8 protein-coding genes and 1 riboswitch are annotated in these 21,059 nt (G+C 75.9%); of the genes, 5 read left to right on the forward strand and 3 right to left on the reverse strand.

Annotated features, from left to right (window positions below):
• Positions 1-4: 4 nt before the first annotated feature.
• The 3 genes from ACZ6Q9_RS01375 to ACZ6Q9_RS01385 are packed head-to-tail and all read right to left on the reverse strand — an operon-like array spanning position 5 to position 11,936.
• Positions 5-1,027 (reverse strand): hypothetical protein, encoded by a 1,023-nt coding sequence (locus ACZ6Q9_RS01375; RefSeq protein ID WP_393264052.1) that lies wholly within the window; start codon positions 1,025-1,027, stop codon positions 5-7.
• A complete protein-coding gene (locus tag ACZ6Q9_RS01380; RefSeq protein WP_393264053.1) occupies positions 1,024-2,349 on the reverse strand; it encodes a hypothetical protein in 1,326 nt (441 codons plus the stop codon). The genes ACZ6Q9_RS01375 and ACZ6Q9_RS01380 overlap by 4 nt, the downstream gene beginning before the upstream one ends.
• Complete coding sequence (locus ACZ6Q9_RS01385) at positions 2,349-11,936, reverse strand: DUF6603 domain-containing protein (protein WP_396826879.1); 9,588 nt, start codon at positions 11,934-11,936, stop codon at positions 2,349-2,351. Before ACZ6Q9_RS01385 ends, ACZ6Q9_RS01380 begins: the two co-directional genes overlap by 1 nt.
• A 530-nt stretch (positions 11,937-12,466) precedes the next feature.
• On the opposite strand from ACZ6Q9_RS01385, the gene ACZ6Q9_RS01390 reads away from it, so the two are divergent.
• The 5 genes from ACZ6Q9_RS01390 to ACZ6Q9_RS01410 all read left to right on the forward strand — a co-directional run bounded on the left by ACZ6Q9_RS01390 (position 12,467) and on the right by ACZ6Q9_RS01410 (position 21,049).
• A complete protein-coding gene (locus ACZ6Q9_RS01390; RefSeq protein WP_350679578.1) occupies positions 12,467-12,592 on the forward strand; it encodes a hypothetical protein in 126 nt (41 codons plus the stop codon).
• A gap of 2 nt (positions 12,593-12,594) precedes the next feature.
• Positions 12,595-13,455, forward strand: coding sequence for a peptidoglycan-binding domain-containing protein (locus tag ACZ6Q9_RS01395; RefSeq protein ID WP_393454175.1), 861 nt, complete (start codon positions 12,595-12,597; stop codon positions 13,453-13,455).
• A gap of 140 nt (positions 13,456-13,595) precedes the next feature.
• A complete protein-coding gene (locus ACZ6Q9_RS01400; RefSeq protein WP_396826877.1) occupies positions 13,596-16,835 on the forward strand; it encodes a hypothetical protein in 3,240 nt (1,079 codons plus the stop codon).
• Between the two features lie 299 nt (positions 16,836-17,134).
• On the forward strand, positions 17,135-19,363 hold the full coding sequence (locus tag ACZ6Q9_RS01405) for a proprotein convertase P-domain-containing protein (RefSeq protein ID WP_393454169.1): 2,229 nt from the start codon (positions 17,135-17,137) through the stop codon (positions 19,361-19,363).
• Between the two features lie 452 nt (positions 19,364-19,815).
• Positions 19,816-19,927: riboswitch (SAM riboswitch) on the forward strand.
• A 267-nt stretch (positions 19,928-20,194) separates the two neighbouring features.
• Positions 20,195-21,049 (forward strand): ABC transporter substrate-binding protein, encoded by an 855-nt coding sequence (locus ACZ6Q9_RS01410; RefSeq protein ID WP_396826874.1) that lies wholly within the window; start codon positions 20,195-20,197, stop codon positions 21,047-21,049.
• The last annotated feature ends 10 nt before the right edge of the window (positions 21,050-21,059 follow it).

Consider the following 21,059-nt stretch of genomic DNA (forward strand, 5'->3'; position numbering starts at 1 on the left):
TGGATCAGGCCGGCGGGGTGGAGGCGCCGAACCGCTGCCGCGACGGTGCCTGGAGCAGGGACAGCGCCACGGCGGCGCCGCCGCGCGGCCGGGGCAGGGGGCGGGCCTGGTCGAGGTTGCGGGCCAGGCCGGCGACGTCGACGACGCCGGGCACCGGGCCGGGGCGCATCGGCACCGGGACGCTGCCCAGGTCCGGTCCCGCGCCGTCGCGGATCGGCGCCCGCCAGCCCGCCCCGTCGGCTTCCAGGCCGAACTGCACGCTCTGCGGCGGTTCCTCCAGCCACACCAGGCGGGGGGCGCCGCGGAACAAGGCCACCAGCACCGACGGCGACAGCCGCTCCAGGCGCAGCAGCTCCACCACCAGGTCGGGTCGGGTGCGGGCCAGCTCGTCCGGGTCGACGCCCGGCCGCACCACGGCGGGGTCGTCGCTGGTCCAGGCGCGTACCTCCATGCCGGGCCAGCCGCTGACCAGGGACGAGCGGAGCAGGAACCCGGTGACCGGGACCGGCCCGGCCGCGGCGGTGAGCTCCCCCGCGGCCCGGGCCTCGGCGAGCAGGTCGGCGGCGACCGGAATCGACATGCGGGTGCGCTGCACCTCCCGCACCAGCGGCAGCTGCTCGGTCACCGCGGCGGTGACCCGCGGCAGCAGCGTTCGGGTGCCGGCGCGTTCCCGGCTGCCGTCGCCGCCGACGGCCAGCGCCCCCGCCCGCAGCCGCTCCAGCCAGCCGTCATCCAGGCGGAAGAACCGGATGGACTCGGGCGGCAGCAGGCGCGCGTCGGGCACGAGGTAGCGGAACGGCAGGTCGTGCAGCAGGCTCCAGCGGGCCAGCAGGTGCTCGACGTACGGGGGCAGCGGCGGCGCGTCGGCGGTCGCCGCCGCGACCGGCTCGGCGACGGCACGCGCGGCGGCGGCGGCCAGGGTGCGGGCCCGCGGCGCGGGCTGCCCGGTGGTGTCGGCGGGCGGGCCGACCAGCGCGCCGAGCCGTTCGGCGAGCAGCCGGCCGCCGGCGGACAGGTGGGTCGTCACGACGGTTCTCCTTCCGGGCGCAACTGGCGCGGGATGACGCTGGAGCCACCCGGGTGCGCCTGCCACAGGTCGGCGCGGGCGGTGCGGGACAGCAGCCGCTGCGCGAACGTCTCACCGAGGGCGGCGAGAGGGTCGGCGCCGTCGACGGCCACCGCGGCGGCACGCCGCAGGTCGGTGCCCTCGGCGGCCACCGTGGCGGTGCGGCGCACGGCGGTGCCGGAGGCGGCGTACGAGCGGGCGCTGTCCTCGCGGAGACCCGCCGCGCTGCCGGCTCGTGCCGCGTCGTCGGCGGCGCGGTGCCAGGCCACCACCTCGCGGATGAACCGGCCGTCGGCGGCGGCGAGGAGCCGGCCCAGCTCGAACGCGGCGTCGCCGGTCACGTCGCCCGGCCCCGCGGGCAGCGGGTCGGGTGCCGCACCGAGCAGCGGCGGGCGGTAGCCCATGGTGGCCGGCGTGCCGTCGCGGCGGGTGGCGGCCAGCGCGAGCGCCCCGTCGGCGTCCACCAGCGGGGGCTGCCCGGCCGGCGGGGCGCCGAACGCGCCGAGGTCGAGGTGCCCGGCGACGTGCTCGAAGGTGCCGCCGGCGGTGCTGGTCACGAACGGCCAGGACGCCAGCACGAGCAACGTGGGCACGCTGGTCAGGTTGGTCGCCCAGACGTCGTCGCGGGCCTCCAGCGACACCAGGCAGGCCGTGTACGGCGTGGGCGTAACCCCGCCCAGCGGCAGCCGGTTGGCGGTGACCACGGCGAACCAGCCGTCGTCGTCGCTGCCGGCCAGCGCGGTGTCCGCGACGTTGACCTGACGGACATGGGTGAGCAGCCTGACGTCGGTGCGGCTGGGCAGCAGCGACCGGAACGTGGTCAGGTCCTTGGCCCGCAGCCCGACGACGGCCCGGTTGCCGTCGACCGGCTCGATGCCGTTGAGGCGGGTGAACACCGCCTCGCCGACGACGGAGCGCAGCGTCCCGGTGGTCAGGGTCGCCTCGTCGGACCGGACGACCAGCAGCGCCAGCCAGGGCGTGCCGTCGCCGAGCCGTCGCTCCCACGGCAGGGCGCGTCGGCCCAGCACCACGTGCGGCAGACGGTCGCCGAACGCGCCCACCGCGTCGCGGGGCGGGTGCTGCCCGGCGACCTCGGTGGCGTCGAGGGCGAGCCGGGGCGCGCCGACCTGCACGTGGGTGGCGTGCTCGGGTGGCGAGGTCTTCGGGGTGCCCCGGTCCGTCACCTCCAGCCTGCTGGTGAACCGGTAGATGCCGGCGGTGAGCGACGGCGTCACCGTGTCGTGCAGCCGGATCGATCCCGGCGCGACGGGGGTCTCCGTCATCACGCCTCCGTTTCGTCGTCGTCGAAGGCGACGAACGCCGCCGCTGGTGCCGGGGCCGCCGGCTCGGTCGCCGGGGCCGCCCCGGCGACCGCGGTACGCGCCGCCGACCGGGCGGCGACACCCGGGCGGCCGGGCACCGTCGCGGGTCTGGTGACCCGGGCCAGTTCCCGCCGGGCGGCGGTGCAGTCGGTGTCGACGGCGTGGTCCGGGGTGCCGATCACGCCGGCGACCCGCCAGCCGTCCCCGGCCACGACCTGCACCGAGATCGCCTCGGCGCCGCGCTCCGCGTCGACCGTCAGGAGGATGCGGTGCGGCTGGTCGTCGTCGGGGGCGTCCTCCCGGCTGCTGACCCGCACCCCGTCGAGTTCGACGCGGACGTCGGCGAGGCTGGCGGTGGCGGACACCGGTTCCAGGGACACCACGACCGCGCGGGTCGTGGCGGGCAGGTTGGTGACCAGACCGTCGACGGCGGCGGAGAGCAGCGCCGCGGGCACCGGCACGTGCTCGCCGGCCTGGCGGTAGCGGGCCGGCGGATGCCACGGGTGCGGCAGCAGGACGGTGGCGCCCGGCGCGACGAGCACGCCGTCGGTGACCGGGACCAGCGGCGTGTCGGCGGCCCAGCCGGCGGCGGCGCCGGCCGCCGGGGTCACCACCGCGCGGGCGGCGTCGGCGGGCACCCGGGTGCCCGCCCGGGCCGGGCCGTCGCTGAGCGGCGCGCCGGTGCCGGTGAAGGTGACCAGCCGCAGCGGCGCGGACCCCTCGTCGAGGCGCAGCCGCAGCCCACCGGCGCCCGTGGTGTCCCAGACCTGGGTGCCGCCCACCGGCAGGGCCGCGCCGCTGTCCCCCTCCGCGCGGGCCCGGGCGACGGCGCGGAGCTCCGCCCGCCCCGCGCCCCGGTGCTGGTCGGTGGAGACGGTCGCGCGCAGCCTCGGCCCGGCCGGCGCCGCCACGGCCCGGCGGGCCGCGGTCACGGCGGTCTCGGACGAGTCGGCGGTACGTCGCAGGCGCAGCACCGACGGCGCCGGCGCGACGGCGTCGGGGACCGACAGCGGCAGGTGGCGCTGTGTCTCCTCCTCGATCATCGTGGCCAGGGCCACGTCCGGCAGCACGCCGGTCGCCTCGGAGACGGTGATCGGGGCGGCCAGGCCCACCGACGACAGGGCCCGGAGCATGGTGGGAGTGGCGCCACCCTTCGCCGTGCCCGCGAGGGCGCTGTCCCACAGGCCGGCCGGGAATCCGGCGGTGGCGGTGGAGGGCCGCAGCGTCTGGATCTGCGCGGCGGGCACCGCGACCCAGTTGGCGCCGACGCGCTGTTCGACCGCGACGACCATGGTCGCGCGGGTCCTGCCCATGTTCCATCCGGCGGGGACGACGTCGACCTCCCGCCCGTCGGTGCGGTCGTCGGCGCGGCCGCTGCCGGTCAGCCGCCATCCGTACAGCGGCATCAGCGACTCCACCCGGACCGCGAACTCGGGCGCCACGGACCACGGGCGCTCCAGGGTGCCATCGGGGCGGCTGCCGATCGCCGGCGGCAGGGTGCCGGCGGTGACGGTGCCGCTGGTCGCCGGGCGGGCCGCGTCGCCGCCGCCGAGGTACTTGACGGTCACCTGGTTCCAGTCGAGGTACGGCTGCTGCTGCGCCCTGCCGAACTTGACGGTGACCGAGGCGATGGCCAGGTCGACCGTGACGGTGCCGTGCAGCGGCGGGCCCTGGATGCGTACCCGGGCGCCGAGGGAGACGCTGACGTTGATCCGTGCGCAGGCGAAGAAGCACACCTTGATCGTGAAACGGGCGCCGACGCTGACGCTGGCGGTGATGTCGTAGGTCAGCGGGTCCCACCGCAGGTACACGTCGAGGGCGGCGACGAACCAGACCCGCACCGGTGAGCGGTCGTAGGAGGCCTCCAGGCGACCGCCGAGCATCACCGCCGACGGGGTGAGGGTGAAGTACGCCTCGCCCTTGACCACCACGCCGCCGCCGACGGACCAGTGGAACCCGACCCGGGGCACGTCCGGGTAGTGCGCCGGCTTGTTGAACCGGGGGTGGTAGCCGCCGATGGAGAGCAGCACCTCCGGCCGGTCGAACCACACCACGAAGGCGAACCCGCCGGTGACCTGGCAGTCGCGGCTGAGCAGCCACGAGTTGCGGGTCAGCGCCGCCCGGACGGAGAGCACCTTGTCCACCGTGCTGTACCGGGCGGCCAGGGCCAACTCCAGGTTGACCACCGCGGCCTGCGCGTCGGGCAGCGCCATCCGCATGAGGCCGAGCAGGCCGACCTCCAGTCCCCGGTCGGCGGAGACGTAGGCCAGGGCGGTGGTGTGCAGCAGTTGGAAGGTGGAGAACTTCACCCCGGCGGCGAGCCAGAACGCGCCCCGGGCCGGCGGGATGTCCCTGGACATCCGCGCCAGTGCGCCCATCGGGCCGCCGGAGCCCCCGAAGCCGCCCTCGTCGAGGGCCTTCACCAGGGGGAAGGCGGGCACGCCCTGCGGGTCGCGGGGCACCATCAGCCGGCGGTTGTAGCCGGCACCGCCGGCGAGGCCCAGGACGTACAGGTAGGGCGGGCCGCCGAGCGGGAACCCGACGGACAGGAACACAAACAGCGAGGTGTACTCGCCGAGGTCGTCGCGGGGTCGGGCGTACGAGCCGACCGCGGTCAGGCCGCGCCCGGCCAGGTCGACCGAGAGCATGCCGTCGTACTGCACGCCGTTGGCGCCGGTGACCTTGACCAGCCCGCCCGCGACCGACACCCCGGGCGAGCTGAACGACACCGACAGGCCGGCCAGGTCCACCTCCCAGGCGCTGAGGTCGGTGGGGTTGCGCAGCGGCACCAGCAGCGACAGGTCGTCGACGTCGAGGGTGAGCCCGGCGACGGCGACCCCGCCGTCGACGGACACCCCGACCTTGCCCGGCCCGGAGGTGGCCGCCTTGTACAGCAGCGCCAGCTCCGCGATGTGCAGCGGACCGTAGCTCCGGTTGATCTCGAACCGGGCCTCGGCCTTCCCGCCGAACAGCACCAGCCACCGGCCGCCGCCGCGGGCGACCAGCACGTCCAGGGGCGGATTCGCCGGGGCGGCGTCGCCGCCGCCGCCGGTCTGCAGCAGCGACGCCGCGACCGGGTTGGACCCGCCCCCGCCGGGGGCCATCGGGAACCCCAGCCCGTCGAGCATGACGGCCCCGTCGACCACGGTCGGCCGGTCCAGCGCCGCCGGGCCGGTCAGCGCCAGGTCGGCGCGGACGTGGGCGCCGACCGCGCCGAGGCGGAATCCGCCGGTCTCGACCAGTGCCCTGCCGGACGCGGCGGCGGCCACCCGGATGCCCAGCCCGCCCAGCCGCAGCACCGGCCGCAGCTGCGGCGCGGCGGGGGTGGTGAGGTCGAGCAGCAGCAGGCCGACGCCCCGGCCGGCCTGCCCCCATCCGGCGTCGACGGTGTCGGGCAGCCCGAAGCGCAGTTGCACGGCGGTGTCGCCGGCGGGCAGGGCCAGTTCGCCGCGCAGCACGAGGCCGTAGCGGGCGCCGTCGGTGACCACGGACAGGGTCAGCCCGCCCGGCACCGGCACGGGCACCCCGGTGACGGCGTCGAGGGCTCCGCGCAGCAGCCCGACCGGGGTGGGCAGGGCGGGAGCCATCCGCACCCCGTCCGGGGAGTCCACGGCCACGCCGGCGCTCGTGAGGATCTGCGCGGCGGTGCGGCCGCCGGACCACAGGGGCCGGCGCAGCCACGGCTCGGCCGCGCGCAGGGCGAGGGTTCCGGCCATCGGCACGACCAGCCGCTGGGCGAGCTGCGCCAGCTCGGCCGCCCCGGGCAGCTGCACCACCGGGGCGAGCTGGACGCCCAGCTCGCCGGTGCCGGCGTCGTCGCTGCCGAGCAGGCCGAGCCGCACGGCCAATCCCGCCGCCGTGGCCTGTGCCGACAGCCGGGCGCGCAGGGTCACCCCGAGCCCCGTGTCGACGTACGCGTGGGCGGCCAGCGACGCGGTCACGGCGGAGTCGGCGTAGCCGACGGCGATGTCGGCGGTGACCGCGCCGGCGGTGAGGCCCTGCACGGCCAGCCCGAGTTCCGGTCGCTCGGCAGCCAGGTCGGTACGCAGTTCGACGGTGCCGTCGAGCACCGCGACCCGGACCACCACCTCTCCCGGAGTGGCCGGCGGCGGCACCTGGGCGTCACCCAGGACGCGGCGCAGCAGGGCCACGACGGCGGGCGCGGCGACCGTGCCGGCGCTGGCGAGGGCCCCGGTGGAGAGGTCCCGCGCGAGGTCGGCGAGCGCGCCGGTGCGGGCGGCGAACCCGTGCGGCGCCGACTTCGGGTCGTAGACGCCGAGCGCCGTGGCGACGTCGAGCACGTCGTCGAGGGCGGCGGGGTGCGGGTCGCGGGCGCCGATGCCCTCGACGAGCCGGTCGAGGAGCTCCGGCAGCAGTCTCGCCCCGGCGGCCTCCACCAGCGTGTCCAGGCCGCTCACCGCCGGCAGCAGGGTGACCGTGGCGTCCAGCGCGGCCGGGGTGACGGCCACGGACAGGCCCGAGGCATCGGCGCCCAGCCGCAGGTCGAGCGCGCCCCAGTCGCCGGGCAGCGGCAGGTGCAGGGTCAGCTCGCCGCCCGGCCGCACCTGCCGGGCGGCGTCGACGTCCAGCCGCAGCGCGAGGTCCAGGGTGGCCGTGCCGGCGTCGTCGGTCCACAGCACGATCGGGTCGGTGGCGCCGACCAGCAGCCGCAGCGCCCGGTCCTCGGCGGTGCCGACGTCGAGCAGGTCGACGGTGACGCCGCCGGGCAGGGTGAGGGCGTGCGCGGGGTCGGCGGCCAGGCCCAGCGGGGCCGCGGCCAGGCGCAGCAGGCCGGCCAGCGGCGCGGCCTGCGGCGGCGCGCCGGGCGTACCGGCGAAGGTGCGCTGCAGCCAGGCGGCCGGCTCGGTCAGCAGCCCGTCGAGGGAGGCCACCCGCAGGTCCTCGCCGGTCAGCTGTTCGAGCAGGACGCCGAGCGCGCCGCCGACGAGCAGCCGGGGCAGCAGCGACGCGAGGCGGGCGGGCAGGTCCGGGCCGGCCGGCGACAGCCCGACCGGCCCGGGCAGCCACGGCGCGGCCAGCGACATCGCGCCGGCGGCCCGGGTGAGGGTGACGCCGCCGACCGCGAGCGCGGCCTGCACGCGCGGGGTGGGGTCGGCCAGCGCCACGGTCGAGGAGCCGGTGAGGGTGACGCCGTGGCCGAGCCGCAGCCCGGTGCCGGTGGTGCGGGCGGTGAGCCGCCACGGCCGGGCCTCCAGCACCAGCTCGACCGGCAGTCCGGCGAGGCGGCGCCGCCAGGAACCGCCGCCGGCGGCGGTGTCCCGGACCAGGCCGAGGAGCCCGGCGGCCCGGTCGACCAGCGCGGGCAGCCGGGGCGCCAGCCAACCGGTGGCGTCGGTGCGCAGCGCGGCGACCGCGTCGGCGAGCACGGCGGCCGGCCGGCCGGGCGCGGCGCGGTGGATGACGCCGAGGGCGGCGAGTTCGTTCAGCAGCCGGGCCAGCCGGCCGTTGGCGGCGGCCACCCGGTCGAGTTCCTGCACCAGGGCGTCGAGCAGCTCCGGCGACCGGGGGTCGGCCAGGTCGACGGCGGCGGCCGACTCGCCGCGCAGGGCGGCGTCGTGCAGCACCACGTGGATGTCGGTGACGGGGCCGGCGGTGCCGGCGCGCACGGTGGCGCGGACGGTGAGGGCGCGGACCCGGGCAGGCCTCGGGGCGCCGGTGCCGGGCCCGCCGAGCAGCCACCCGCCGGGGCGGGCGACGCGGACGCGCACCTGCGCCGACGAGAGGTCGGCCGGCGCCGCCGGGTCCAACGCCACCGAGCCGAGCCCGAGGCGTACGTCGACGTCGACGTCGGGGTCGCCGGCCGCCGGGGCGCCCAGGTCGAGGGCGAGCCGCAGGGCGGCGACCGCGTGGGTGGGCGGTGCGGCCGGTCCGGCCTCCTCGACGGTGTGCGTGGTCAGCGCGGCGACGAGCGCCGCCCGCAGGTCACCCGGTCCCCCACTGCCGTCGACGTCGCCGAGGCTGCCGTGCAGCGCGAGCGCGGGCACACCGCGCAGGTCGACGGGTGTGCCGAGCCAGCGGGCGAACGCGGCGGCGGGTAGCGGGCGGGGGCGGGCCTGCGCGCCGGGCTCCCCGGCGGCGTACCCGTCGAGCAGGCGGCGCTGGAGGCGCAGGGCGGCGTCGAGCAGTGGCGCGGCCGGCAGGCCGGTCGGGGCCAGCACGCCGGCCAGCCGCACCCCCTCGGCCACCGCCGGGGCGTCCAGCGGCAGCAGGGCGCCGTCGAACGCGGTGCCGACGGTGATCAGGCCGAGCACCTGCGCGGGGACGGCCGCGGCGAGTTGCCGGGCGACCAGGCCGAGGTAGGAGTGTCCGACCAGGATCGTGCGTACGCCGGGACGCACCGTCCGCACCGCGTCCTGCACGTGCCGCAGCGCGGCGAGCGCGGCGGCGGCGGGGAGGGTGCCGTCGTCGGCGAGGTCCACCACGTACCAGTGGGCGGCGGGCAGCGTGCCGAGGTCGACCAGGTCGGGTGGGGTGCCGGGGACCCGCAGGTCCACGGTGGCGACCTGGTCGGGCGCGACGTCGCCGAGCAGGTCGGCCCAGGGTCGTGACCCGGCCAGCGGCGGCGCGAGCAGCAGCACCGCCCAGTCGTCGCCAGCGGCGGCCGTGCGGGCGGCGATCTCGTCGCGGAGCTGGGCGACCGCCGCCGGCGCGGTGGTGAGGGTGTCGTGGGTGGCGGCGACCGGGGTGCCGGCCCGCCAGCCGGTCTCGGCCGGCAGGGCGGTGCCGGCGGGGACCAGCCCGTCGCCATCGGTAAGCACGCCGGCCAGCGCCCCGAGCGCCGCCGCGGCGTGGGTGGCGTCGACGCCGTCGAGCACGCCGGCGACCTCCGGCAGGTACGCCCCGGCGGCCTCGGCCGCCGCGAGCACGTCGGCGCCGGTGACCGGGATCGGGTCGGCCTCCTCCGAAGCGTCGTCGGTGTCGGCGCCGGCGAACCGGTCGACCAGCGGCGCGATCGCCCACTTCGCGGGCGGGCCCTGCGGCTCCAGCCAGGCGAGGACCTCCACCGCGTCGTCGCCGGCGCGGTGGACCGGCACCCGCCAGGGCGCCGCCTCGGTGCCGCCGCCGGAGACGGGCAGGTCGACCTGTGGCAGGTCCTGGCCGGGCAGGGCGGGCAGCCGGTCGGTCAGCGCGGCCTGCAGCAACCGCAGCAGCGCCACCAGGTACGGCGTCCCGTCGTCGGTGCGGGCGTCCTCGTCGCGGGCCAGGTCGGCGAGCCACCGGCGCAGCGCGGCGGCGGGGTCGGCCAGCAGCGACGACAGGTCGGTCGGGTCCGGGGGCAGCAGCGGCGGCATCCCCGCGAGCGGGCCGGTGGTGCCTGGCCCGGCGATGCCGACCAGCGCCAGCAGGTCGCGGGCGGTGGGGCCGGCCCACGACTCGGCGACCCGGGCGAGCAGGCCGCGGGCGGCGCCCCACAGTGCGGCGGGGTCGACGCCGAGGCCGAGGTCGGGCAGGGCGGGGTCGATCGGGCCGGCGGGCGGCAGGGTGAGGTCGCCCAGCAGGTGGGGCACGCCGTCGACGGTGACGGCGAGGTCGTCGACGGTCGCGGTGACCGCCACCGGCGACCCGAGCGACCAGGCGACGTCGAGGCGGACGCCGTCGGTGGAGACGCGTACCGGCGCGCCGATGGCCAGGGCCGGCGGGTCGAAGACGGCGGTGGCGGTGACCCCGCCGAGCCAGGCCGGACCGGTCGCCCCGTCGAGCGGGATCGAGGCCAGCGCCGCGCGGACGTCCACCCGCCAGGGCAGGGTCGCGTCGAGGTGGGCGCCGCCGCGCAGGGCGAGTCCGAGCTCGACGACGGGCGCGGCGGCGGTGCCGGAGTCCCACAGGACGAGGTCCAGCGCCACGGGGGCGCCCGGCGCGGCGGCGAGCGCGTCCACCGGGACCCGCCACGGGTCGGCCGGGGTGCCGGCGCCGGTCACCACCGGTGTGGCGGTGCCCGCGAGCCGGGCGACGTCGCGCAGCACGCCGGGCCAGCCGTCGGGTGCCTGGCGCAGCTGCCGGTAGTAGGCGGCCAGCGCGCGGGTCGGCGCGGTGGTGAGCAGTCCGAGGTCGACCCCGGGGGTGGTGCCCAGCCCGAGCAGGCGCCGCAGCGCGGCGACCGGGCCGGCGGCGGGGCCGAGCCCGGTCTCGATGGCCTCCTCCAGCAGCGACTGCGCGGCGGAGGTCAGCGACCGGGCGTCGGTCAGGTCGACCAGGTGGAGGTGGTGCGGGTCGTCGCCGATGGCGACGGTGACGTCGCGCAGTTCCAGCAGCGGGGTGATCGTGCCGCTGGCCGCCCGGTAGCGCAGGCCGGCGCGCAGCCCGCCGACCTGCACGGCACCGGCCGGCTCGCCGGCGGCCGGGAAGAGCCGACCGCCGTGGGCGGGCGCGGCGACGAGCACGTCGAGGCGTTCGAAGAGCGTGACCGGGGCCGAGCCGGTCAGCGGCACCACCAGCAGCACGGCGTCGCCGCGTACGACCGCGTCGAGCGTGCCGTCGCCGGTGTAGGTGACCCGGGCGCCGACCACGAGGGCGCCGGCGCCGGTGGCGGGGTCGGTGCGGACGGCCACGGTGAGGTCGACCGACGGCGGGCCGGCCAGCACCGGGATCAGCAGCGGGTCGGCGTCGGTGGGCAGGTCGGTGCGCTTGGACTCGTCGGCGCCGAGCAGGCCGGCGACCGAGTCGAGCCAGCCGACCAGGCCGGGCGCGCCGTCCGGGGTCCGCGCGGCGACCAGCGCGGCCAGCCAGGACCGGAACGCCGCCGGGTCGGTGGCGAGGTCGCCCAGGGGCAGCGGCACCAGGCCCGGGGCCAGGCCCAGCAGGCCGGGCAGGTTGGCCGCGACCAGTCGCACCGGTGCGGGCACGCCGTCGCCGACCTCGGCCAGGACGTAGCGCAGCAGCGCGGTGACGAGCAGGGCCAGCTGGGAGCTGCCGGCGGCCGGGTCCAGCACGAGCGGCTCGGTGGCGCCGGGCAGGCCCCGGACGGTGACGGTGACGCGGCTCAGCGCCTCGTCGGGTGGGGCGACCAGCAGGACGGCCGCCTCCACGCTGGCGCCGGTGTCGCCGAGGGGCGCCCGGGCGCGCAGCCGGATCGGGTGTTCCCTGCTGGCGGCGACGGCGGTGACGGTGCCGGCGGACGCCACGAGCAGGTCGAGCCGCGCGGTGACGGCGGGGCCGCCGGCGACCGGCCCGGCCTCGGCCTCGATCGCCAGGGTCAGCGGGGCGGACGCCGCCGGCCCGGCGCGCTCGACGACCAGGTAGACCTGACCTTTGCCGCCCTGCTCCAGCAGCGGCACGTGCCGGGCGACCCGGTCGGGCCGGCCGGCCGCCTCGGTCGCGAAGCGCGGCCGGGCCGAGGGCAGCAGCACCTCGATCGCGCGCACCAGCGCGGCGCGCTGGACGTCGCTGGCGACCAGCTTGCCTACCCGCGTCCACGGGTCGGCGAAGAACTCCTCGACCAGCCGGACGCCGCCACCGGAGGGGGCGAGCAGCCCGAGCGCGATGCCGAGGTCCTCGACCTCGGCGGGAATGCCGTCAACGTTGATCATGGGCCCACCCACCCCATCGTCCCCCCTCGGTTCCCGCCCTCCTCGGTGGATTCGGCGCGGGAGTTCCCGGAGGCTACGGAGGACCGACCCCGAAACTCTGTCGCCCTTCGGACGTTGCCGACCGTGCCGTCGCCGAGACGGTCCGAAGCGTCAGACCGCGTTCGCCCGTTGCGGCACGCGGCTCCCCCGCCCGGCCGACCGGGTCGACGACTCGGTCGGCCGGCGGCTGACCGATCGATCAGTCAAACGCGTCCCCGGCCACTGGAATGCCTGGCCGGAGTGGACACGTTCGACGACCGTCGACCGTCGTCCGGCGGCGGTGACCGACCGGTCGGTCAGTCGTGATGCCAATAGGCGACTCTCCCCTTGCCGGCCCGCCGCCGCGATCCCGAAGGTTGCCCACGAGAACGTCAGTCACCCGCCGTCGACCCGGGGCGGCGACGCCCGTGCCGCACACCGCGAGGCGCGACGCGGCCGGGCCGCCCTGATCCGGCCGGCAGGGTGACGATTCGGAAGAGGGGGGACCACTGGTGGACACCGCCAGCATCGACGCCGAGTACCTGGTGGCCACGTTCGAGGAGGACGACGACCCGGAGCAGCTGATCGGCGACGCCGTCGACTACGACCTGCTCGCGGCGCTGGCAGAGGAGGAGTGACGATGGGCGTGCACCTGGCCCCGACGCTGCGCGTGCTGCGTGAGGAGATCAACACCCGCTGGCCGCACCGGGACAAGGCCTCCGACGGCTGGATCGGCGACGCGGCCCACCAGGCCCGCAAGTCCGACCACAACCCGGACGCCGACGACCGCTCGGTCAACGCGGCGGACTTCGACATCGACGGGATCGACCCGTTGCTGGTCGTCCGGCACTGCATCGAGCACCCGTCCACCCAGTACGTGATCTACAACCGGCTGATCTGGAGCCGTACCCGCGACTTCCGGCCCGCGCGCTACACCGGATCCAACCCGCACACCAAGCACCTGCACGTCAGCGTCAGCCACGCCCGGGCCCTGGAGGACAGCCTGCGCCCGTGGGGCGTCGCCACGGCCCGGGCCGCCAAGCTCGGCGACCGGGTCCTGCGGGCGGGCTGCAAGGGCAGCGACGTGCGGGAGTTGCAGACCCTCGCCAACCGGTTGGGCGCCCGCCTCACCGCCGACGGCGTGTTCGGGCCGAAGACCACCGCCTGGGTCCGGACGTTCCAGAAGTCGAAGAAGCTGACGGTCGACGCCGTCGTCGGACCGAAGACCCTGACCGCTCTCCGCACCGCCACCAGGCCACCGGCGCCGCAGCCGGCAGGCCGGGCCCCGGGCTCGCGCACCGTCCGCGTCGGCAGCACCGGCGAGGACGTGGCGTACGTCAAGCGGTTCGTCGGCGCGCGGCGGTGCGGGCCGCCGGGCACCCGCTTCGACGCGAAGACCGAGGCGGGGGTCCGCTGGTACCAGCGGATGCGCGGGCTCACCGACGACGGCATCGTCGGCCGGCTCACCTGGGCCGAGATGGGCGTACGCGTCACCTACTGATTCACGGTGCGGAACCGGGTCGCCCCGGTCCCGCGCCCGTACCGAACCGCCCGGTCGTGCCGACGACCCGGGGCGCGCAATCGATGACCGGAGTGTCCATGGTGTGGCGTGGTCGCCACGCCGGCGGGGCGGGGGAGTTCATGACCCAGAGCTTGAGCGAAGAGGGCGTACGCGGGGCCGTCCTGGCGACCGTGGGCACGCGGCGGCCGGACCCGGTGGCCGTCACCCAGAGCCCGACCAGCCGCGTGCCGCACGACCTGTTGCTCGCGGAGCTGCTCGACGCCGTCGACGACCTCGTCCCGTACGCGCGGGAGCTGAAGCCGGCGCGCCGCCGGCTGTGGGCCATGCTGAACCCGGCGGCCGGCGCGCCGGTGCCCACCGCCCGGGCGATGGCGCGCCGGGTCCGGGGCGTGGAGATGGCCTGGGCGGTGACCGTGGCGCTCGGCCCGGCCCTGCGCCAACTGGCCGACCTCGCCCGGCCCGGCCAGTACCTCCCCCCGTTCGAGCCACGGCTGCGCGGCTACCTCCACAAGGCCCGCGAGGCGTACTGCGCCGCGATCACCGAGGCGCTCGACGCCGCGCCGCCGCACCGGATCGAGGCCCGGCAGAACGAGGGCGACCGGTTGGTCGGGGAGTTCTCGACGACGATGCCGCTGCTCTACCTGACCGACCGCATGGGTCTGGAGGCCGTGATCGGGCAGCTCGCCGACCAGGTCACCGACCTCGTCGCCCTGCGGGCGGAACGGGAGGACGACGCCCTTCCCGGACGGGCCGCGGACGCCGAGACCGGCGTCGCCATGACCGCCCCCGGGCAGGAGTGGTTCCTGCGCCGCCGCCTGCTGGCCGAGCTGTACGCGGTACGCGCCTACTCGTTCCGCGACTACCTGCAGCCGTATGTGCGGTTCAGCCAGAAGTTGCGCACCATCAGCCTGGCGGTGCAGATCCTGACCACCCGGGAACGGCTGTCGTGGCTCGCCGACCAACCGGTGCTGCCCAGCGCGGCGACGGAACGGGTGGACGGGTACGTCGTCGAACTCGCGTCGGCCCTCACCCATGTGGAGCAGAGCTTCCTGCTGCACAAGGACGGCGCGTACGTCGAGGCGGCGGAGCGGCACCGGCTCGCCGTCGCGGTGCTGGCCACCGTCACCGGCCGACCCGGGTTCAAGGCCGACCTCGACGACATCGCCGACACCATCGAACTGCAGAAGACCGTCAAGGCGATCGCGGCCGGAGTGGCGATCGGCGTCGCCACGGCGATCACCGCAGGGGCGGCCGGCGCCGCCGCCGGCGCGGTGCTGGAGACCGTCGTCGGCAGCGGCACGGTGCTCGGCTCGATCGCCGTCTCGGCGGGCGTGGTCGCCACCCGGCTGATGTGGGAGACGCTCGTCGCCCGTGGCGCGTCCGAGCTGCTGCTGGGGCCGGAGTCCATCACGGCGACGTCGTTCCAGGAGGACCTCGCGTGGCAGGCGCTGCAGGCCGCCGTCGTCCGTGTCGTGCTCTGCGGCTCCGGGGACATCTTCAAGGCGGTGGCCCGGTCCGGTGACCGGGCCGAGCAGGTCGCCCGGCTCGTGGTCGAGCAGATCACCACCTTCGGGTTCGGCGAGGCGCAGCACCTGATCCGCACCGGGGAGCTGCGCAGCCTGCGGGACAGCGTGGTGGCCGCGGTGCAGCAGGCCGCCACCACGGGCGCCGTCATGGTCGGCGGGCTGATGGCGAGGTCGTTCCTCGACCGGCTCGGCGCGGCCCGCGGGGCGCTCACCGTCGACGGCGAGCGGCGGCTGCAGGAGCTGGAGGCCGAGCGCGCGCAGGTCGCCCAGGACTTCGAGGCCGTCCGCAACGGCACGGCCGGCCCGGAACAGTTCCGGGCGTGGGCGGCCCGCGCGGCACAGGCCTGGAACGGGCTGGTCGCCCTCGTCGACGGGCTGCCGCCCGGGGCGGAACGCGACGCGGCGCTGCTCCGGCTCACCGCCGCCAAGGGCGAGATCGAGCTGCGCCTCGCCGAGGCCGGGATCAGCGCCTCGCTGACCTGGCCGGACGCCGTACCGACCTTCGAGGGCCTGCTGCCGGGCCTGGTGGTCTTCAGCGACGACGCCCGGCCGGTGCTCGACGCCGCCTACCCGCCCGGCACCCGGCGGCCCACCGACCTCCCCGACGCCGTGCTCGTGTCCGGCTCCGGCGGCCGGCGCCTGCTCCTGCTGCCCGAGGGCGACCTGCCGGCGCGGGCCGCGACGCCGGAGCGGCTGGTCCACGTGCCCGAGGCGAGCATGCGGCCCGGGCCAGCACCCGAGCCGGTGGTGCTGCCCGGCGCGGCGACCCTGGGCCTGGAGCGCCTCCAGGCCGCCTTCGGCCCCGACAAGGTGGCGAAGATCCTCGCGCAGGCGGCCAGGGGACGGGAGTCGTTCCTGCGTCTGCTCGCACACCCGGACCTGGCCGGCGTCGGCGCCGTCCAGTCCCGCTCGACCGCCCTGTACGGGCTCGCGTCGCATCCCGCGTCGATCGCGTTCGGGCGGCAGTGGGGTCCGCTGCTGGTGCTGCGGCTGCGCAAGCGGCTCGGCACGGCGCAGGTCGACGACGGGCTCGGCCGGGCGGGCACCCTGCTGGAGCAGGCCCCGGCGGGTGACCGCCCGGCGCTCGTCGCCCGGCTGATGTCGCTGACCAGCCAGCAGCTGCGCCGGGAACTGGCACTCGCTCCCCCGCTGCGCCCGCCGCGCCGCAAGATCACGCCGGAGAACCTGGGCGTCGACCGGGCCCACCCCAGTTGGCGGGTCCTGGCCGACGAGGTGGCCCGGGACTTCCCCGCGCTCACCCCGGACCAGCGCCGGGCGATGACCGACTGCCTGCAGGTCGTCGAGGTCGCCGAGGCCGGCGAGTTCGACGCGTACCGGCCGCAGACCAGGATCGCGCTCGTCGACTCGTTCGAGAAGATAATGGTCGACGGGCAGATCCGCGTGCCGGATCTGACCATCGTCGCCAACCGCATGCGCGGCCGGCTCGCCGAGCACGTCTTCCTCGGTCCGCTGCCCGTCCTGCAGCAGACGATGTGGTTCCTCGGCGCGCGGATCGGCACCTGGCTGACCGGCCGGTCCAACCTGGACGGGCACTGGATGGCCGGCGACGTGCCGTGCTTCCTCGAGCTGAAGTCCGACGCGATCCACCTCCAGACCGCCGCGGAGCAGCAGGCGACGGCCCGGCAGTACCTGCGCGACGCGCTCGGGGACTTCGAGAACATCCCGGCCGGATCGCAGTACCACCTCTGGTTCATCCGGGACCCGGGGCCGGACGGGCGGCAGCGGATGCTCGAGATCCTCCTGCCGCCGGGCGGCCCGATCGCGGGGGTGCACTTCGGGCCGGAGCCGCCGCCGGGCGTGCCGCAGCGGTGACCGCCGCGGCGCGACACCACGGCCGACAATCCGGCAGGAGCGTCGGCGACCGGGATCGACACGTGGACTCCCGGCCGCTACTCGACGAGTGGGACGCCGTCCTCGACCGATGACGAAAAAACAGGCGTGTCGGCACGGCAAGTCCTTCACATCCGCGTGGAATCAGCAGGAAACGCGGAAATTCTTTCATCTATACATTCGAATGCATCGCCGTCTAGCATCACCTCCGACCAGATCGACATTCCCGGATCTCCGCACCACCCCCCGCACGGGATCCGGCGTCAGGAGAGGGACGACCGATGACACTCCCCCGCCTGTCCAGGCGCCACTGGCGTCTGGGCGTCGCAACAGCCGCGGTCACCGCCGCGGTGGCGTTCGGCACCCCAGCGACCGCCGCTCCCGCCGAGGGGCAGATCCTCCAGGCCGGCGGCGCCACCGCGGTCTCCGGCTCGTACATCGTGGTGTTCAAGGACACCGCGGTGACCCGGGCCGAGGTCACGGGCAACGCCCGCGCCCTGGCCAGTCGGCACGACGGCACCGTCGCCCGGACCTTCCAGCACACGGTGCGCGGGTTCGAGGCCCGGATGTCCGCCGCGCAGGCCCGGCGGTTGGCCGCCGACCCGTCGGTGAAGTACGTCCAGCAGAACCACGTCGTGCGGATCTCCGGTACGCAGAGCCCCACCCCGTCGTGGGGCCTGGACCGCAGTGACCAGCGCGACCTGCCGTTGAACAACTCCTACACCTACCCGAACGGCGGCTCCGGCGTCCGGGCGTACATCATCGACACCGGCATCCGGTTCTCGCACAGCGACTTCGGTGGCCGCGCGGTCACCGGTTTCGACTCGGTCGACGGCGGCGCGGCCGACGACTGCAACGGCCACGGCACCCACGTCGCGGGCACTGTGGGCGGCACCGCGTACGGCATGGCCAAGAACGCCACCCTGGTCGGCGTCCGGGTCCTCGACTGTGGGGGCAGCGGCACGTACGCCGGGGTGATCGCGGGCATCGACTGGGTCACCGGCGACCACGACCCCGGCGAGCTGGCGGTGGCCAACATGAGCCTCGGCGGCGGGAAGGACCAGGCCGTCAACGACGCGGTGACGGCCTCCATCGCCGACGGCGTCAGCTACGCCATCGCGGCCGGCAACGACTACTCCGCCGACGCCTGCGGCGTCTCGCCGGCCAGCACCCCCAACGCGATCACCGTGGGGGCGACCACCAGCACCGACGCCCGGGCGGACTACTCCAACATCGGCACCTGCCTGGACATCTTCGCCCCGGGCTCGTCGATCACCTCGGCGTGGCACACCGGCGACAGCGCCACCAACACCATCAGCGGCACGTCGATGGCCACGCCGCACGTGGCCGGCGCGGCCGCGCTGGTCCTCGCCGCCAACCCGTCGTACACCCCGCAGCAGGTCCGCGACAAGCTCGTCAACGACGCGACCAACGGCAAGGTCACCAACCCGGGCACCGGCTCACCGAACAAGCTGCTCTACGTCGGCAACATCAGCACGCCGACGCAGGACTTCGCCATGTCGGTGTCGCCCACCTCCGGAACGGTCAACCCGGGCAGCTCGGTCACCGCGACCGTCGGCACCACCACCACGGTCGGCAGCGCGCAGAACGTGACGTTCTCCGCCAACGGCCTGCCCGCCGGGGCCACGGCGAGCTTCAGCCCGGCGTCGGTCACCTCCGGCAACTCCGCCACGATGACCATCTCCACCACCGGCACCACCGCGCCGGGCACCTACCCGGTGACCGTCACCGGCACCGGCACGGTCACCACCCAGACCGCGTCGTACACGTTGACGGTCAACGGGCCGCCCGGCTGCTCGCAGACCAACGGCACCGACGTCAGCATCGGCGACAACACCACGGTGGAAAGCTCGATCACCATCAGCGGGTGCTCCGGCAACGCCTCCGCCACCAGCACCGTCGCCGTGAACATCGTCCACACCTACATCGGTGACCTCGTCGTCAGCCTCGTCGCCCCCGACGGCACCGCCTACACCCTGCACAACCGCAGCGGCGGCTCGACCGACAACATCAACCAGACCTACACCGTCAACCTCTCCAGCGAGGCCGCCAACGGCACCTGGAAGCTGCGGGTGCAGGACGCCGCCTCCGGCGACACCGGCTACCTCAACACCTGGACGCTCAACCTGGTCGGCGGGACGCCCCCGGGCTGCACCGGCACGAACGGCACCGACGTCAGCATCGGCGACAACACCACGGTGGAAAGCTCGATCACCATCAGCGGCTGCTCCGGCAACGCCTCCACCGCAAGCACCGTCGCCGTGAACATCGTCCACACCTACATCGGTGACCTCGTCGTCACCCTCATCGCCCCCGACGGCACCGCCTACACCCTGCACAACCGCACCGGCGGCTCGACCGACAACATCAACCAGACCTACACCGTCAACCTCTCCTCCGAGGCCCGTAACGGCACCTGGAAGCTGCGGGTGCAGGACGCCGCCTCCGGCGACACCGGCTACCTCAACACCTGGACGCTGACGCTCTAGCGGCAACGGCGCCACCAGCGCACCCCCACACCGGGACCCCGGCTGAACCTCGGGATCTAGCGGTCCTCGCAACACCCAGACCTTCTGGGAGTTGCGAGGACCGTGTCCGTTTCTGCTGGACTCAAGGCGAAGTTCTTCGAAGACGCTGCGCGAGCAGACCGGGTTCGCCGACCACCTCGCCCGCCGCGCCACCGACCCCCGGCTACACCGTCCGGCAGCACCCGCGGCACGTGGGCGGCGCGATCGAGGAGTGACCGCCCGGAACCGAGCCCGCCGGTTCGGCCCCGGGTTCGGCGTGGGTTCGCCACCGGGCTCGGCGTCGGGGTCAGCCTCAATTCGCCGCCGGTCGCCGCCTGGGTCGGCAGCGTCTCCGCTCGCGCCGGGCGGCGCCACGTGAGGGTGGTCATAGCGGCTGGACGCGCCACCACGGGGGGCTGCTAGCCTCGTCGGCAGGTCATGAGCGCCAGCGTCAAGCCCCGGCTCGCTGGCCGGCAACCCTCGTCCGCGCAGGGGTGCCCCGGGTGAAGACCAGGCACCGGAGCAGCTCCGGTGCAAGCGTGGCCTGGTTCCCAGGTCAGCAACGACCGAGGAGAGCCATGTCCTTCCGCATCTGCGTACCGACGGTCCGCGCCGCGGCCCCGACGCCGCCCCTGACCCGGCGCCGCCACGTCGACATGATGCGGGTCTGCAGCGCCTCGTGTCGCCCCGGCGACCCGCGCTAGCCACGCACCAGACCCCCTTCCCAGGACCACCCCAGCGGTACGCCCACCGGGCGCACCGCCGGCGACGCACGCCCGTGCCCGCCGTCGGAGACCCCTTTCGGAGACACCTGTGCGATTCCTTCCCGCCCTCACCCGCGCCGCCGCCCTCGGCGTCGCCGCCGTCCTCGCCGCCACCGCCCTGACCGCCTGCGGCGACGACGCGTCCGAGGCGACCGACAACCCGTACAACCTGCTCCAGCCGGGTGTGCTGCGCACCGGCACGCTCACCGACGCCCCGCCGAACGTCTACCTCAAGGACGGCAAGTTCACCGGCTTCGACAACGACCTGCTCACCGCGGTCGCCGCGAAGGTCGGCCTGAAGGTCGAGTTCGTCGGGACGGACTTCTCCGCGCTACTCTCGCAGGTCAACAACCGCAAGTTCGACGTCGGCAGCTCCTCGATCACCATCACCGAGGCCCGCAAGAAGACCGTCGACTTCGGCAACGGCTACGATTTCGGCCACTTCGGGCTCGACGTGCCGGCCAATTCGTCGATCACCGGTTTCGACCAGCTCGCCGGCAAGCGGGTCGTGGTCGTGCAGGGCACCGTCCAGGACGACTACGCGACCGGCGAGGGCCTCGACCCGGTCCGGGTGCCCGACTACAACGGCGCGATCAACCAGCTCAAGGCCGGCACCGCCGACGCCTGGATCGCCCCCGCCGAGATCGGCGACAAGTCGGCCGCCGACAGCAACGGCAAGATCAAGGTGGCGGGGAAGCTGCTCAGCCCGGCCCCGACGGCGTACGCGTTCGCCAAGAGCAACGACAAGCTGCGCGAGGCGCTGAACAAGGGCCTCGACGAGGTGATCGCCGACGGCACGTGGAGCCGCCTGCAGGCCCAGTACTACCCGGGCCGCCCGATCCCCGCCGACTTCAAGCCGGGCAGCGGCACCGTCCCGGTGCCGTCGGCCTCGGCCGCCTCCTGACACGTACGGA

Source organism: Micromonospora sp. NPDC049139, from assembly GCF_055586845.1.